This is a genomic window from uncultured Microbacterium sp. (assembly GCF_963524805.1).
Taxonomy (GTDB): Bacteria; Actinomycetota; Actinomycetes; order Actinomycetales; family Microbacteriaceae; genus Microbacterium.
Genome location: NZ_CAURGG010000003.1, coordinates 325,176 through 340,830, shown reverse-complemented (window position 1 = coordinate 340,830; position 15,655 = coordinate 325,176). Strand labels below are relative to the sequence as shown.

At 69.9% G+C, this 15,655-nt stretch carries 14 protein-coding genes; 5 read left to right on the top strand and 9 right to left on the bottom strand.

Features of this window, described 5'->3' with window-relative positions; translation table 11 throughout:
- Positions 1-45 precede the first annotated feature (45 nt).
- Together RWQ91_RS09115 and RWQ91_RS09110 are read left to right on the top strand one after the other, a co-directional pair.
- A complete protein-coding gene (locus RWQ91_RS09115) occupies positions 46-1,065 on the top strand; it encodes a LacI family DNA-binding transcriptional regulator (RefSeq protein WP_314505094.1) in 1,020 nt (339 codons plus the stop codon).
- Between the two features lie 201 nt (positions 1,066-1,266).
- Positions 1,267-2,181 (top strand): phospholipase, encoded by a 915-nt coding sequence (locus RWQ91_RS09110; protein WP_314505092.1) that lies wholly within the window; start codon positions 1,267-1,269, stop codon positions 2,179-2,181.
- A gap of 20 nt (positions 2,182-2,201) precedes the next feature.
- Here RWQ91_RS09110 and RWQ91_RS09105 read toward each other — a convergent pair whose 3' ends face one another.
- Together RWQ91_RS09105 and RWQ91_RS09100 are read right to left on the bottom strand one after the other, a co-directional pair.
- Complete coding sequence (locus RWQ91_RS09105) at positions 2,202-4,091, bottom strand: glycoside hydrolase family 15 protein (RefSeq protein WP_314505090.1); 1,890 nt, start codon at positions 4,089-4,091, stop codon at positions 2,202-2,204.
- Positions 4,092-4,438: 347 nt separating this feature from the next.
- Entirely contained in the window at positions 4,439-6,259 is a 1,821-nt protein-coding gene (locus RWQ91_RS09100) for a DUF2207 domain-containing protein (RefSeq protein ID WP_314505088.1), read from the bottom strand.
- A 90-nt stretch (positions 6,260-6,349) separates the two neighbouring features.
- On the opposite strand from RWQ91_RS09100, the gene RWQ91_RS09095 reads away from it, so the two are divergent.
- Positions 6,350-6,790, top strand: coding sequence for a MarR family transcriptional regulator (locus tag RWQ91_RS09095; protein ID WP_314505085.1), 441 nt, complete (start codon positions 6,350-6,352; stop codon positions 6,788-6,790).
- A 4-nt stretch (positions 6,791-6,794) separates the two neighbouring features.
- Here the strand turns inward: RWQ91_RS09095 and RWQ91_RS09090 are convergent, their stop codons facing one another.
- The 4 genes from RWQ91_RS09090 to RWQ91_RS09075 are packed head-to-tail and all read right to left on the bottom strand — an operon-like array spanning position 6,795 to position 9,348.
- Positions 6,795-7,529, bottom strand: coding sequence for an ABC transporter permease (locus RWQ91_RS09090; RefSeq protein WP_314505082.1), 735 nt, complete (start codon positions 7,527-7,529; stop codon positions 6,795-6,797).
- Positions 7,526-8,368 carry an ABC transporter ATP-binding protein gene (locus tag RWQ91_RS09085; protein ID WP_314505481.1) on the bottom strand — a complete coding sequence of 281 codons (843 nt, stop codon included), beginning with the start codon at positions 8,366-8,368 and terminating at the stop codon, positions 7,526-7,528. The genes RWQ91_RS09090 and RWQ91_RS09085 overlap by 4 nt, the downstream gene beginning before the upstream one ends.
- A 49-nt stretch (positions 8,369-8,417) precedes the next feature.
- The gene (locus tag RWQ91_RS09080; protein ID WP_314505080.1) at positions 8,418-8,708 is read right to left on the bottom strand and encodes a DUF4287 domain-containing protein; all 291 of its coding nucleotides are present in this window, start codon (positions 8,706-8,708) and stop codon (positions 8,418-8,420) included.
- Between the two features lie 31 nt (positions 8,709-8,739).
- Positions 8,740-9,348, bottom strand: a complete 609-nt coding sequence (locus tag RWQ91_RS09075) for a TetR family transcriptional regulator (protein ID WP_314505076.1) — start codon at positions 9,346-9,348, stop codon at positions 8,740-8,742.
- A 401-nt stretch (positions 9,349-9,749) separates the two neighbouring features.
- Here RWQ91_RS09075 and RWQ91_RS09070 point away from each other — a divergent pair, with 401 nt between their 5' ends.
- The gene (locus RWQ91_RS09070) at positions 9,750-10,739 is read left to right on the top strand and encodes a hypothetical protein (protein ID WP_314505075.1); all 990 of its coding nucleotides are present in this window, start codon (positions 9,750-9,752) and stop codon (positions 10,737-10,739) included.
- 198 nt (positions 10,740-10,937) lie between these two features.
- On the opposite strand, the gene RWQ91_RS09065 is transcribed toward RWQ91_RS09070, so the two are convergent.
- The 3 genes from RWQ91_RS09065 to RWQ91_RS09055 form a co-directional block, all read right to left on the bottom strand.
- Positions 10,938-12,551, bottom strand: coding sequence for an L-serine ammonia-lyase, iron-sulfur-dependent, subunit alpha (locus RWQ91_RS09065; RefSeq protein ID WP_314505072.1), 1,614 nt, complete (start codon positions 12,549-12,551; stop codon positions 10,938-10,940).
- Positions 12,552-12,638: 87 nt separating this feature from the next.
- Positions 12,639-13,094 (bottom strand): Hsp20/alpha crystallin family protein, encoded by a 456-nt coding sequence (locus RWQ91_RS09060; RefSeq protein ID WP_314505071.1) that lies wholly within the window; start codon positions 13,092-13,094, stop codon positions 12,639-12,641.
- 159 nt (positions 13,095-13,253) lie between these two features.
- Positions 13,254-13,619, bottom strand: coding sequence for a methylmalonyl-CoA epimerase (locus RWQ91_RS09055; protein ID WP_314505068.1), 366 nt, complete (start codon positions 13,617-13,619; stop codon positions 13,254-13,256).
- A 90-nt stretch (positions 13,620-13,709) separates the two neighbouring features.
- Between RWQ91_RS09055 and RWQ91_RS09050 the strand changes: the two genes are divergently transcribed.
- Complete coding sequence (locus RWQ91_RS09050) at positions 13,710-15,605, top strand: amylosucrase (RefSeq protein ID WP_314505065.1); 1,896 nt, start codon at positions 13,710-13,712, stop codon at positions 15,603-15,605.
- Positions 15,606-15,655: the final 50 nt, after the last annotated feature.

Here is a 15,655-nt window from a genome sequence, read left to right as displayed (position 1 = left end):
CCGGGCGTTCCCGGTGTCAAGTGCGCAGGACGATACAGTGGTCGCGTGTCGACGACTTCCGGACGACCGCGGCGCGCCACGGTCCACGACGTGGCGGTCGTCGCCGGCGTGTCCCGCGGCACGATCAGCCGGTACGTCAACGGCGACCCGTACGTGTCGGCATCCGCCCGCGAGGCCATCGAGGCGGCGATCGCCGAGGTCGGCTACGTCCCCAACACCGCCGCCCGCCACCTCGTGATGCAGCGCACCGAATCCGTGGCCTTCATCGTGCACGAGCCGCACTCGCTCTTCGTCGAGGACCCGAACATCGGCGGCATTCTGCTGGGCGCCAACGCCGCCCTCTCCGAAGCGGATCACCAGATGGCCGTGCTCATCGTCGACTCCGAGCGCGACACCGAGCGTGTCGCGCGATACCTGTCCGGCGGAGCGGTGGACGGCGCGATCATCGTCTCGGCGCGTGCGAACGACCCGATCGCGCGCGTGGTGGAGCGCCTGCGCCTGCCGGCCGCGTTCGTCGGCCACCCCCCGGGCGCGTCTTCGGCCGCGTTCGTCGTGATCGACAACCGAGGTTCAGCCCGCGCGATCACCTCGCGGCTGCTCTCCACCGGCCGCCGGCGCGTCGGCATGATCGCGGCCGCGCTCGACCGCGACTCGGGCTCGGAGCGGCTCGCCGGATTCGCCGACGCCCTCGGCGACCGATTCGACGAGGCGCTCGTCGAGCCGATTCCGCTCTACTCGTATTCGGCCGGCCGTGACGGAATGAATGCCCTGCTCGATCGCGCGCCCGACATCGACGGCGTGTTCGCCGCGTCGGATGCCGTCGCCGCCGGGGCGATGGAGGCCTTGCGCGCTGCGGGCCGGCTCGTGCCGTCGGATGTCGGCGTGGTGGGCTTCGATGACAGCGCCTGGGCTCGCCGGACGCTGCCCCCACTCTCGACGGTGCGCCAGCCGGCCGAGGGACTGGGCCGTCAGGCAGCAGCTCTCGTGCTCGAGCAGCTGCGGGGCGATGCCACCCCCGGCGAGGTGCTCCTCGAGTGCGAGATCGTGTGGCGCGAGTCGGCCTGAGCCCGGCACCGGTGGCGCTCCGGAAGCCGCTGCAGAGCCGCTGATCAGGACTTTCCCGATCGGCGGCTCCCACGGTTCTGCCAGCGTGCGCTGGGGGTTCGTCCAGACGAGGTGCGCAGACTGGAGACTTCGCGTCCACCCGAGGGCGCACTGCCTGCGTGCGCGCGGGCCTCAGACACCTCAGGAAGACCCACTCCCCCCATGCTCTCTCGCAAGTCCCTCCGTCGTGCCCGCCGTGCCACCCGTTCCACCGTCGCCTCCCGCTCCGCGCTCATCGGCACGGCATTCGGACTCGTCGTCCTGACCGGCTTCGCCTCGACGAACCCGGCCTTCGCCGCGCCCGCCTTGAGCGCTCCCCTGCCCGCCGTCGCCTCGGCGCTCGGCTCGGCCAGCGAGACGCTGGATGAGATCTCGACGGATGCTGCGTCCACACTGCGCGCCGCCCGGGTCGCGGTCGCTTCGGCGTCGGCGATCGAGTCCGAGGTGGCGGCATCCGGTCTGGCTCTGACGGGGCCGACCGCGATCGACACGCGCGACCTGCGCGATCACATCGACCGGCTCTCCAGCCTCGACGTGCTCCCGACGCTGCTGCTGCCGGCCGTCACGGACGAGACCGCGGCCGTGTCCCGGTCCGTGAGTGCCCAGATCGGCGACCTTCGCGAGCGCCTCGATGCCGCGCAGGCGGAGAAGGCCGCCGCTGAGGCCGCGGCTGCCGCGCAGAAAGCTGCGGAAGAAGCCGCCGCGAAGGCGCAGGCCGAAGCCGAGGCCGCCGCGCAGGCCGCAGCAGAGGCCCTCGCCGCGGCGAACACGCCCGAGGGTGCCCAGGCGACCGCGCGCCAGCTCGCCTCGGCGAACTACGGATGGGGCGATGACCAGTTCTCGTGCCTCTCGTCGCTGTGGAGCAAGGAGTCGGGCTGGAACTACCTGGCTTACAACGACTCCAGCGGCGCCACCGGCATCCCCCAGGCGCTTCCCGGCAGCAAGATGGCCAGCGTCGGGTCGGACTGGGAGACGAACGCGACGACCCAGATCATCTGGGGACTCGGCTACATCTCGGCGTCGTACGGCACCCCGTGCAGCGCGTGGGGACACTCGCAGGCGACCGACTGGTACTGATCCGGTTCGCCGGGCACCGCTCAGTTTCGCTGGTCGGCGCTCGAGGCCTGCTCTCCTTCGCTCTCGCCGCGCACGAACGGCAGCTCCTCGTCACGACCGCGCTCAGCCGCGGCGATGGCGTCGGCGGCCCGCACGAGGCTGAGGTGCGAGAGGGCCTGAGGGATGTTGCCCATCTGCCGACGGCGGACCGGGTCGTACTCCTCGCTGAGCATGCCGACGTCGTTGACGAGGGCGGTGAGCCGATCCATGAGCCGGCGGGCGTCCGGAAGGCGCTCGGATGCGGCGTAATGCTCGACGAGCCAGAACGAGCAGGCCAGGAACGGATGCTCCTCGCCGGGCACCCCGTCCACACCGGACTCGGTGCGGTAGCGCAGCAGCAGACCGTGCTCGAGGAGGTCCTCCTCGATGGCGCGGACCGTGCCGAGCATCTTCGGGTCGTCGGGCGCGATGAAGCCGATCTGCGGCAGCTGCAGGAGCGCCGCATCCACCGCGCTGCCGTCATAGTGCTGGACGAACGTGTTGCGGGCGGCATCGAAACCTCGCTCGAGGATCTCGTCGCGGACGCTCTCCCGCAGCGCCGCCCAGCGCTCCCGGTTGCCGGGCAGACCGAATTCGTCCACCGCTCGAACGCCCCGGTCGAAGGCCGCCCAGACCATCGCGCGGGAATGCGTGAAATGCCGCTCCTCGCCCCGGATCTCCCAGATACCGCGATCCGGTTTCGTCCAGTTCTCGGCCAGGTAATCCAGCAGCGCGCTCTGCAGGGGCCAGGATGCCGGCGTCTCCTCGAGCCCGGCCGCGCGGGCGCCGTGGAGGGCCACCATCACCTCACCGAAGATGTCCCACTGGCGCTGCAGGTAGGCGGCGTTCCCGACGCGGACGGGCACGGCCCCGCCGTACCCTGAGAGCTCCCCCAGCTCCCACTCGGGCAGCCGTCTCTCCCCGCCGACGCCGTACATGATCTGCACATCCGCCGGATCACCGGCGATCGCCCGCAGCAGCCAGCCCCGCCACTCCTGCGCCTCGGCGCGGTATCCATGCGTCATGAGCACGCCGATGGTCAGCGCGGCATCGCGAAGCCAGACGTAGCGATAGTCCCAGTTGCGCACGCCCCCGAGCTCCTCCGGAAGGCTCGTGGTCACCGCCGCCACGATCCCACCGGTGTCTTCGTGCGTGAGCGCGCGCAGATACAGCAGCGAGCGCTGCACGTGTTCGTCGTACGGCGACGGCGGGTTGCTGCGCGACGCCCAGTCCTGCCACCACTCGACGGTGGCCGCCAGCGCGGCATCGACGTGGATCGGCTCCGGCGGTTCCCGGTAGGAGGGATACCAGGTCATGACCAGGTCCACGGTCTGACCGGCGGCGACGTCGAAGGCGGCACGGTGCCGGTGACCCTCGGCCGTCATGCGCGGCCCGGACACCAGCACGGCGTCGGGACCGGCGGATGCCAGGACCGCCGATCCGGCGCCGTAGGCGACCTGACGCACCCACGGCATCGCTGCGCCGTAGTCGAAGCGGATCCGCAGGCTCTCCTCGAACCGGACGCGGCCCGCCACGCCGTGGATGCGGCGGACCAGGTTGGCCCGACGATCGTGCAGCGGCATGAACTCGATGACCTCCGCCTCGCCCTGGGCGGTGCGCCACCTCGTTCGCAGCACGAAGGTTCCAGGGATGTACTCGCGGCTGCAGGAGATGAATCCGTCTGCCGGTGCCAGCGACCATTGACCGGCATCCGGGGTGTCGACCAGAGCGGCGAAGACCGTCGGGGAATCGAATCGCGGCATGCACAGCCAGTCGAGCGCGCCGTGCCGGGAGATGAGCGCGGCGGTGTGCAGGTCGCCGATGAGCGCATAATCCTCGATCGGCGCCGGGGATCGCGCACCACTCCCCGCGGTCGGTGGCTCCTCTGTCATGAGCCGACGCTAGAACGCCGGAGGCGCCCCCGCGATGCCTTGCGAACGGACCGAGAACGCCGTAAGGGTGCTCGCCAAGCGCGTGCGTGCGGCCGACATCGGCACTGCCGACGGCCGCTGGAAGGCGACGGAAAAACAATCACAAAAAGATAACGACAAACTCTTCCCTTCCGTTACCTGGCCGTTATAGAGTTCAACCACGGAAGTTGTTTTGCTGTGGCAACGACCGCATGTGATTGCAGGACACTCTTGGTGCAAGGGACAAGGGCCGGTCGGGAAGCCTCTCCGACCGGCCCTTACTTGTGCCCGGGGCGCGCCGGCCCTGGCCGCAGCGCGAGAGACTTCGCCTAGACCCCGCCGCCTCCGCCGCCTCCGCCGCCCCCGCCCGACGATCCGCCGCCGCTGGACCCGCCCGACGTCGAGGACGACGAGGCGGAACTGGCCGACAGCGAGCTGATCCCGGACGAGAACGAGCCGGCGCTGAAGCCGTGCGTGCCGGCGTACCAGCCGGGTGAGCTCTCCGGCCCGTAGAGCACCGCGAGGTGCTCGGCCCACTGCTTCTCCTGCCCGAAGACCACGGCATACGGCAGCAGCACTTCGTAGAGCTTCAGCATCTCGGCGGGATTGCGCGGATCGATGCGGACGCGCTCGGCCCCCGCCGGCGACTGCAGCATGCGGATGCGGTCGGCCTCGGCCCACTCGATGAATTCCTGCAGCCCCTTCAGGTGGTCGCGCACCTCCGCGCCGGCCGCGGTCAGCGGCACGCGCGAGATCAGGGCGATCACGACGAAGAACACCAGACCCGAGCCCACGATGAGCAGGATCGGCACGAGCGGATCGACCGCCGATCCGAGCGCGAGCATCGCGGTCAGGAAGACCAGCGCGCCGGTCGCCATGGCCAGAAGCACCGGCCACGCGCGGACGGTCTTCGGCACCTGCTTGCGCAGGCCTCGCCGCACCAGTTCGGCGTTCGCGAGTTTGATGATGTTCTGCGCCGCCGACGAGAACCGGGTGTCGGTGCTGCCGAACTCGTACTCGGTGCCCGGCTGCAGGAACGGGAAGAGCCCCGACAGCAGCAGCCGGCCGTCTCCGTCGGCGCGCGAGGGGTCGATCAGCTGCGCCTTGAGCTTCACCCCGCCGAAGAACTTGCGCTCTCCCTCGACGATGCGGATGCTGCCCACCACGGCCTGCTCGAGCACCTCGGCGGGGATCGCCTTGGTGGTCCTGCCCAGCAGCACGGCGCTCTCGAGGGCGTCGATGCCCGGCGGCGGGGTGTACTCGGCGATGATCGTCGGGCGGCCCGGTTCGTCGCGCAGGTGCCGGATGCGCGTCACGATGGCGAAGATCAGCGCGGCGAGCACGCCGAGCCCCGCGATGCCGTTGAGCCAGCCCCAGGGTGAGGCGAGGTACGACGAGTCGAACGGGGTGAACGTGCCCTTCTCGAACGCGACGGCGATGGTCATGGTCTGGTAGGCGAACACCGGCCCGGCGGTCGCCTCGAACGTCGCCGTGCCGTCGGCCGCGGCATCCACGAAGATTCCGCAGGTGTCGCCCGACCCCTCGTAGCCGAGGTAGCAGGACTGTGCTCCGGCGAGCGAATCAGCCAGCTCGGGCGGGACGACCAGGTGCACCGAGACCCGTCCGAAGTCCTGCTGCCACTCGGTGCCGTTGACGTCCCAGTACAACTCGTCGACGCCCGTGTCGCCGAAGAACCGCGTCACGTTCTCGAGCGTGTAGGTGAACACATAGGTCTGGGCTCCGCGGACGTAGTCGTCGGCCCGCGAGGTCATCGAGTAATAGCCGTCCTCGGAGTTCGTCTCGGACTCGCGGGGATTGCCCTCCCCGTCGGTGATCGAGATCAGCTCCGGGTTCAGCGGCGCTCCGAGATACGAATCCGGGATGCTGCGCCGCATGCCCCGGTTCTGGTCGTAGTCCGGAAAGCGGGCGACGAAGGTCTCCTCGACCAGCATCGTGCTCGTGCCGTCGTCCGCTCTGCCGAGCGTGTACTGCACGTCCAGGCTGTCGAAGCTGAAGTCGTTCACGTTCGTCGAGACCGGAGCGGTGTCGCCGTCGCTCGAGACGCTGAACGAGCACGCCGTGAGAAGCGCGACCGGCAGCCCGACCATCACCACAGCGAGCGCCAGAAAGCGCAGCAGCCTTGCCCCCATGAACGCCAGCCTAGGGGTCGAGGCCGCGCGGCGCGGATCCGCGCGGCGGCGTCAGTGGGAACTGTCCCGCGCTTCCTTTACAGTGGTGCCATGTCCGACCGGCGACTGGCGATCGACGCCTGGGAGAGTCTCTTCCGTGCGCAGCACGAGGTGTTCGAAGAGATCGCGTGCGACTTCGACGAGACCACGCTGACCCAGGCCGAGTACGACGTGCTGCTGACCGTCACCCGCGGCGAGGGCATGACCGCGCGCCTGCGCGATGTGACCGCCAACATGCTCATCAGCCAGCCGAGCGTCTCGCGGCTCGTCGACCGCATGGCCGTACGCGGGCTCATCTCGAAGTGTCCCGACCCGGAGGACGGCCGCGGCTCGCTCGTGCGCGCCACCCCGGACGGCGCAGCGACCTTCCGCCGGGTCGCCTCGACGCACGGCCGGTCGATCGCCGAGCGCATGTCGACCCTCGACGATGCCGAACTCGCTCAGCTGCGCGACCTGACCGCCAAACTCCGCAAGACGCAGGAGAGCTGCTGAGATCTCACGCGGTGCGCCGGCGCAGGGTCAGTGCGGCCACGATGAGCGATCCGACCGCGAAGGCGGTCACGATCAGCAGCGGTCGCACGAGATCCCACCCTTCGTCCCCGGCCTGCACTGCGTTCACCGCATCGATCGCGTAGCTCAGCGGCAGCCAGTTCGAGATCGCGTACAGCGCGTCGGGCATCTCCTCGCGCGGCATGAACAGCCCGCCGAGCAGGATCTGCGGGAACACGATGAGCGGCATGAACTGCACCGCCTGGAACTCGGTGCGGGCGAAGGCGCTCGCCAGCAGCCCGAGCGCCGAGCCGAGGATCGCATCGACCACCGCGACCAGCCCGAGCTGCCAGATCGGGCCCTCGACATCGAGCCCGCACACCAGCACCGCGAAGGTCACGGTGATCACCGCCTGAAGGGTCGCCATCAGAGCGAAGGCGAGCGCGTAGCCGAGGATGAAGTCGGCCTTGCCCAGCGGTGTCGTCATGAGCCGCTCGAGGGTGCCGGAACGCCGCTCGCGCAGCGTGGTGATCGAGGTGATCAGGAACATCACGATGAAGGGGAACAGCGCCAGGATCGCGCCGCCGAACTGGTCGAACACGCCTTCCTGGTCGCTGAACAGCCACGCGAACAGGCCGACGAGCAGGCTGGGGGCGATGAGCATGAGGGCGATCGAGCGCGGGTCGTGGCTGAGCTGGCGCAGCACACGGCCGGCCGTGGAGAAGGTGCGCGTGCCGTTCACCTCTTGCCCTCCCCGCTCTCGCGCCGCGCCCGTCGGGACAGTGGATGCCGTGCCCCCGGCTCCCCGCCGGTCGCCGGGTCGTCGGAGGCCGGGTGGCTGTTCGCATCCCGCTCGATGAGAGTGAGGAATGCGGCATCCGGATCCACCGCCCCCGTTTCGGCGAGCAGCCCATCCGGGGTCGTGTCGGCGATGATGCGCCCGGCCCGCATGAGCAGCAGGCGATCGCAGCGCAGCGCCTCGTCCATCACGTGACTGCTGACGATGATCGTGGTGCCGCGGTCGGCGAGCGCGCGGAAGACCGCCCACAGCTCGGCTCGCAGCACGGGGTCCAGGCCCACGGTCGGCTCGTCCAGCACCATGAGCGCCGGTGAGCCCAGCATCGCGACGGCCAAGGACACCCGGCTCTCCTGACCGCCGCTGAGCGAGGCCACCGTCTGATGGCCGCGGTCCACCAGGCCCACCTCGCGGATCACCCGGTCGATGTCGGTGCGCGGTGCGCCGATCAGGCGGGCGAAGTATGCGAGGTTCTGGTGGATCGTGAGGTCTCCGTAGACCGAGGCCGCCTGGGTGTCGTACGCCACACGGTGCCGCTGCAGCGCAGAGCCTGCCGGTTCGCCGAGCACGCTGACGGTGCCGCCGGCGACCCGCTGCACCCCGACGATCGAGCGCATCAGGGTGGTCTTGCCGCATCCCGAAGGACCCATCAGCCCGGTGATCTGACCCCGCGGGATGTCGAGGTCGAGCCCGCCGAACACGACGTTCCTGCCCCGCTGCACCCGGAGGCCGCGCACCTCGACTGCATTGGTCAAGGCGAGAGCCCGTGGCTCCGATTTATTCATCACGCGATGAATTATCCGCGCGGGGAGTCCGCGCGTCAAGACTCAGGCGTCAGCCGGCGGGCTTTGTCGCCTTGCCGTCGAGCCACAGCGTGTCGGAGGGATCGCTGTGCGCGGTGCCGGAGTTCACGTGCTTCGCATCGATCTTGTCGCCCTTGGTGATGACGTGGACGAGCGCCATCGCATGCCCGCGGCCCAACCCGTAGTCCTCGGCGAGCCACGCGACGATCTCGCCGGACTTGGTTCCGGGGCCGAATCCCTTGGCTGCGGCCAGCTCGATGAACTCGCGCGGGGTCACCCCGGTCTTGTCCTCGATGTTGTCGAGGTAGGCCTGGAAGGTCATGCGTCATCTCCTCTCCGCCCCGCAGGCAGAGTCATCCGGTCAGGTACCGCTGCACGGTCGGGCCCACCTGGGCGACGATCTCGTCGACGCTCGCGGAGGCCAGCGCGGGCAGTTGCAGCACGTAGCGCGCGATCAGCACTCCGGCGATCTGGCTGGCCACCAGCGACGCACGCAGGGCGGCATCCGGCGCATCGATGCGGGTCGCGACACGGCCGACGAGCTCGCGCTGCAGGAAGGCCGACAGGAGCGGCGTGGTGAGCCGATTGCCGATGCCCGAGCGCAGCAGCACCACCCCGCGCTTGCGTGTCTCGGGGCGCTCCCACGCCTCGAGGACGTAGCGGACGATGCGCTCGCCGAGGACGTCCTGCGGGCCCTCGAGCAGTGCCGGGATGTCCAGGTCCGGGCGCATCGGCGCGTCGATCGTCTGGGCGAACAGGTCGGCCTTGGTGCCGAAGTAATGGTGCACCAGCGCGGAGTCCACGCCCGCGCGGGCGGCGATCCCCCGCATGGTGGCGCCGTCGTACCCCTGCTCGCCGAACTCGTCGACGGCGGCGGCGATGATGCGCTCCTGCGCGTTGGACTCGCCGGCTTTCGGCCGGCCCGGCCGCCGCTTGGGCGTCGGCACGGCGTACTCGGGCATGCGGTCAGCCTAGACCTGGGCGGATGCCGGGGCGCCGGCATCCCGCGCCGTCTGCCGCTTGCCGAGCGCCCGGTGGCGCCTCAGTTGGCGCATCGCGGCGGGTACAGGCTCCAACGCGACGGATGCGGCCAACGAACGGCTCGGTACTGAACTGATACTTGGCCGAGGTCGTCGCATCGGTGCGCCGGACCCGGCGATTCCGGCCAACTGAAGCGGAGCATCGGCTCCTCCCCGGCGCATCCACCCCTCGGGAATTCCACCTTCGCCTCCGGACGGCGGCCGCGGTCTGCACCGCCCCGTCACGATGGGACATGCCACCACGACCTCGTTCCCTGCCGCATCCACTGAGCGAGAGCTTCTCGGTTCGCGAGGGTGCGGATGCGGGGCTGTCCGAGCGCCGCATGCGCAACTCAGATCTCGATGCGCCGTTTCACGGCGTCCGGCTCCGCAGGGAGGTCACCTCAGCAGCGATGACCGCGGCGGAGGGCGAGATCGCGGCCGACGCCAGCGCCGTGGCCGTCGCCGCCCGGTTTCACCGTGCGGTACTGGCTGCGCGTGCCCGAGCGTTCGCACGGGTTTGTCCGCCGCACATGTTCTTCCGCGGCGTGACGGCGGGCGTGGTGTGGGGCGTCCCCTTGCCGCTCCGATGCGTGAACCCGGATGCGCACGCCCGCCTGAGCAGGCGGGAAGGCCTCGCGCTCGACCGCGACAGCCCTCGTCCACTCGATACGGCGGTGCTGCCGCCGCACCGCGCATCTCGCGCCTCGGGTGTGAACGGGCGCCAGCTCTCCGAAGCGCTCACCGTCGTGCAGGAGTACGACGGTCTTCGGGTGGTGAGCCCGGCAACCCTCTGGACCCAGCTCGCGCAGGAACTGACCGTGGATGAACTGATCGTCGTCGGCGACGCGCTCGTGCACGAGCCGCGCAGATCCGATGGCTCGCGTGCGCCTGCGGGAAGCGGGCGCACGACCCTCGGCCGGCTCGAGGCTGCACTCAACGCCGGACGCCGCGTCGGCGCGGCGAAGCTGCGCGAAGCGCTGCCGCAGATTCGAGTGGGAGGTGCATCGTCGGCAGAAACAGACCTGCGGCTCGCTCTCATCCGTGCCGGACTTCCGGACGCGGTGCTCGATTACGACGTCGTCGGATTACGCGGAGAGTTCATCGGGTACACCGAGTTCGCATACCCGGCGTTTCGGCTGCTGCTCGAGTACGAGGGAGACCACCACCGCACGGATCGCGCGCAGTGGAACCGGGACATCGAGAAGCATGCCGCGGCGACGGCGGCAGGTTGCACCGTGCTCCGCCTCACGTCGCGTCACCTGTATCCGCATGCCGCGCCGGCGGTGGAGCAGGTCCGGCAGGCACTGCTCCGCGCCGGCTGGCGGCCATGATCCCGGCCTGGATGAATCCGGGCACTGCGGCGCAGCATCCACCGGCTTCACTTGTCGCATCTCGTCGCCAGGCCGTCTGCACGCGACAAATTGCGCCAACTGATGCAGCGGGCCGCGAGGTCAGTTGGCTCATTCTGTCGGCTCACCCCAGGTGTCCCGCCGGTTTGAGCCAACCGAACGCGCCCGCAGCGCAACCGCTCAGCACTCGATGACGTTGACCGCGAGGCCGCCCTCGCTGGTCTCCTTGTACTTGTGCGACATGTCGATGCCCGTCTGGCGCATCGTCTCGACCACGGCGTCGAGCGACACGTAGTGCGAGCCGTCGCCGCGCAGGGCCAGCCGGGCCGCGGTCACCGCCGTCGAGGCCGCGATCGCGTTGCGCTCGATGCACGGGATCTGCACGAGCCCGCCGACCGGGTCGCACGTGAGGCCGAGGTGATGCTCCATGGCGATCTCGGCCGCGTTCTCGATCTGGCGGTTCGTCCCGCCCATCACCGCCGTCAGCCCGCCCGCTGCCATCGCGCACGCCGAGCCGACCTCGGCCTGGCAGCCTCCCTCCGCCCCCGAGATCGACGCGTTCGCCTTGAACAGCGAGCCCAGCGCGGTCGCGGTGAGCAGGAATCGACGGATGCCGCGGCGCCGGTTCGCGTCGGCGATGAGCTCCTCGTCGATGACGTCGGGCACGATCGGTCCGAGCTGCTGACGCCCGGCGAAGCCCAGCAGCGCGCTGCCGACCAGCTCGCCGTACGGGGTGACGGCATTGCCCGCGCCGAGCCCCGAGTCGGCGAGGAAGCGCCACCAGTACATCGCGACGGCGGGAAGGATGCCGGCCGCACCGTTCGTGGGAGCGGTGACGACCCGGCCGCCCGCAGCGTTCTCCTCGTTCACGGCGAGCGCGAACGCGCCGAGCCACTCCCCCGGAAGCTCCCGGTGCCCGCCCGCCTCGGCCTCTTCGAGCTGCGCACGGATCGCGCCCGCCCGCCGCTTGACCTGCAGCATGCCCGGAAGAACCCCGTCGGCCCGCAGCCCGGCCTCGACGCAGGCCGACATGGCATTCCAGATGCTGTCGAGCCCCTCGGCGACCTCCTCGTCGCTGCGCAGAGCCGACTCGTTGATCCGGGCGGCTTCGGCGATCGTGATGCCGCGCTCGTCGCACAGCTCCAGCAGCCCCTCGGCGCTGTCGAACGCGAGCGGATACGCGTGCGCAGCCACGCGCGGCGCCTCACCCTCCCGGCGGATGAATCCGCCCCCGATGGAGTAGTACGTCTCACGCAGCACGAGACCGGCATCGTCGGGCGGGAGGACCTGATCCGCCCTGGGCGCGGGCGAGCCCGTCGAGCGGATGCCGGCCGCCGCGAGCCGCGAGGCGGCGGCATCCGTCCCCTCGACAGGCGCGGCCGATGGCACGCTCCACGCTTCGAGGGTCATCGCGTTCGGGTGCGCCGGGAGCCGCACGCGGGCCGCGAAGACGACGTCGGACTTGGAGAAGGCGACCGGCTGGGTGCCGTCCAGCTGCAGCGGTGCACCGGCGCGCCACTCGGTCCAGGCGCTGCGCACCACCGCAGGATCCACCGTCTCGGGCGAGAGCCCCTGCAGGCCCGCGACCACCGCGTCCGGAGTCCCGTGGCCGATGCCGGTCGCCCCGAGGGATCCGTACAGCGTGCAGGTGACCCTCACGACGCGGTCGAGCAGTCCCTGCCCGCGCAGGCGGATCGCGAAATCACGGGCCGCCCGCATGGGTCCGACCGTGTGGGAGCTCGAGGGTCCTACTCCGATGGAGAACAGCTCGAACGCCGAGACGTAGGCGCTCACACGCTCCAGGCTACGCCCGCGGCGCGCGTCCCCCCCAGAACGACGGAAGCCCCGGTCACCACGACCGGGGCTTCCGCCTGTCAGGCGTTACTGCTCGACCGGCTGCGGCGCGTCGGCGTTCTCGTGCGCCTGGATCACCGGCGAGCTGCCGTCGGTCGCGACCTCGATCTTGCGCGGCTTCGCCTTCTCGCTCACCGGGATGGTGACGCTGAGCACGCCGTTGCTGTAGTTCGCCGCGATGCGCTCGGTGTCGATGCCCTGTCCGAGGTTGAGCTGGCGCAGGAAGCTCGCGGCCTCGCGCTCACGCGTGATCCACTTGACGCCGTCGCCCCCGGTGAGGGTGCGCTCGGCGCGGATCGTCAGCAGCTGACCATCGACGTCGATGTCCACCGAGCCCGGGTCGATGCCCGGCAGGTCGGCGGTCAGCACGTAGTGATCGCCGTCGCGGTACAGGTCCATCGGCATGCGACGGGGGCCGCGACGCGGATCGAAGAGCGTCGACGCGAAGCGGTCGAGTTCACGGAACGGGTCGTAGGTGGCCATGAGTCCTCTCCTTTTCGTGAAGCCGGATGCTCTCCGGCGGGTGTTCTGAGAGTTGAGCCGACTCGGCTCAACTACGTCCAGATTAGCACTCGACCACCGAGAGTGCCAAGAGTTCGCGTACGGCGAATGACATTGTCGCAGCGGGAGGACCGACGACTCTCAGTGCCGCTGAAAAGCGACGAGACCGACCGTGTTGCCTTCCGAATCGCGGATGAACGCGTGCCACTCCTCGTGCCCCTCAGCGCCGAGGGCATCGTCCTCGTGGGTGAAGATCAGGTGCGGCTTCGACACGACCTCCACGAGCCCGTCGAGGCGATCCAGCTCGTCGTGCACGTTGTCGACGTGCAGGTAGAGCAGGGACGCCGGGGCACCGCGCTCCAGCAGAAGGCGCACGCCGTCCAGGTCGAAGAACAGCAGACCGGCGGCGTCGAACCGGGCAGTGGGCGGCTGCTTCGTCAGCACCGTGTAGAAGTCCGCCGCACGATCGAGGTCTTCGGCGCGCAGCGCCACCTGGACGAGTCTCATCTGAACCTCCTGGTCGCGTCCGCAACAGTCTGTCAGCCCTTGCTCGAGACCGTATTGTGAAACCGGCAGGAGCGAGCACGAGGGAGTGGCATGCCGAGACTGACCGCGGAGTGGGCGCGCGACATCGAAGAGGTCAGGCGCATCGCGACGGAGTCGGTGGGCGCCTTCGACGGTCCGTTCGCCCGGCGCTTCGCGGAGCACTTCCCGACGCTGCATCCGCTCTTCGTCGAGCTCTACGGCCAGCGCCCGGACGGACTGGACCAGCTGGCGGCGGTCGTGACCGACGCCGCGGCATCGTGGAACCGGCGACCGCTGGAGCTGCGTGCGCGAGACGATCTGCGCGAGCAGACCCCGGACTGGTACCTGTCCAACCAGATGCTCGGCGGCGTCTGCTACGTCGACAGGTTCGCGGGCGATCTGCGGGGCGTGCGCGACAGCATCCCGTACTTCGAAGAACTCGGCCTGACCTACCTGCACCTCATGCCGCTGTTCGAAAGCCCCGAGGGCAACTCCGACGGCGGCTACGCGGTCTCGAGCTACCGGCGGGTGAACCCGTCGCTCGGCACGATGGACGATCTCGCCGCACTCGCCGCCGACCTCCGGCTGGCCGGCATCTCGCTCGTCGTGGACTTCATCTTCAATCACACGAGCAATGAGCACGAGTGGGCCCGCAAGGCTGTCGCGGGCGAACCGGGCTACGAGGACTTCTACCTGATCTTCCCCGACCGCGAAATGCCCGATGCGTACGAGAAGACCGTGCGCGAGATCTTCCCCGACGACCACCCGGGATCCTTCGTCCAGCTGCCGGACGGGCGGTGGATCTGGGCGAGCTTCTACCACTTCCAGTGGGACCTGAACTACGCGAACCCGTCCGTCTTCCGCGCGATGGCCGGCGAGATGCTGTTCCTGGCGAACCAGGGCGTGGAGATCCTGCGAATGGATGCCGTCGCCTTCATCTGGAAGCGGCTCGGCACGGCATCCGAATCCCTGCCCGAGGCCCACCTGCTGCTGCGCGCGTTCAACGCCGTGCTTCGGATGGCCGCTCCGAGCCTGCTGTTCAAGTCCGAGGCGATCGTCCACCCCGACGAGGTGATCGAGTACATCTCGCTCGAGGAGTGCCAGCTCTCCTACAACCCGCTGCAGATGGCGCTCACCTGGGAGGCATTGGCGACGCGCGACCCGCGCCTGCTGCAGCAGGCGCTCGAGCGCCGCCACGCCCTGCCGGCGGGAACCTCATGGGTCAACTACGTCCGCAGCCACGACGACATCGGCTGGACCTTCGCCGACGAGGATGCCGCGGAATTCGGCATCGACGGCTACTCGCACCGCCGGTTCCTCAACGACTTCTACGTCGGACGGTTCCCCGGCAGCTTCGCCCGGGGCGTCCCCTTCCAGGAGAACCCGAAGACGGGGGACGCGCGCATCACCGGCACGACGGCATCGCTCGCCGGTGTCGAGGCGGGCGATGCCGGCGGCGTGGACCGCGTGCTGCTCGCGCACGCGATCGCGATGTCGACCGGCGGGATACCGCTGCTGTATCTCGGCGACGAGGTCGCGCAGCTCAACGACTACTCCTACGTCGACGACGAGGCCACCGCCGGCGACAGCCGCTGGGTGCACCGTCCGGTACGACCCGTCGACCGCTACGAACAGCGGATGGATGCCGCCACCGATGCGGGCCGCGTGTACCGCGGACTGACCGCGCTGATCCGGGCGCGCCAGATGACCCCGGAGCTCGCCGGCGGCGAGCTGATCGGCTTCGACGCGAAGCACCGGTGGGTGCTGGGCTATCAGCGACCGGGGCCGGATGCCGTGATCCTCGTGCTCGCGAACGTGGGCGACGACCTCGCGCTGATCGACCCGGTCACCCTCAGCGGCTTCGCAACGGCCGCGCGCGACGTCGTCTCCGGCGAGGAACGCGACCTGCGACACGGACTCGCCCTCGAGCCGCACCGGTTCGTGTGGTTGCGGGTCACACCCGTCTGAGGCTGCAATCCTCGCCTGCACGGGAACAGCGGGCGCCCGCCGGCGGTTCG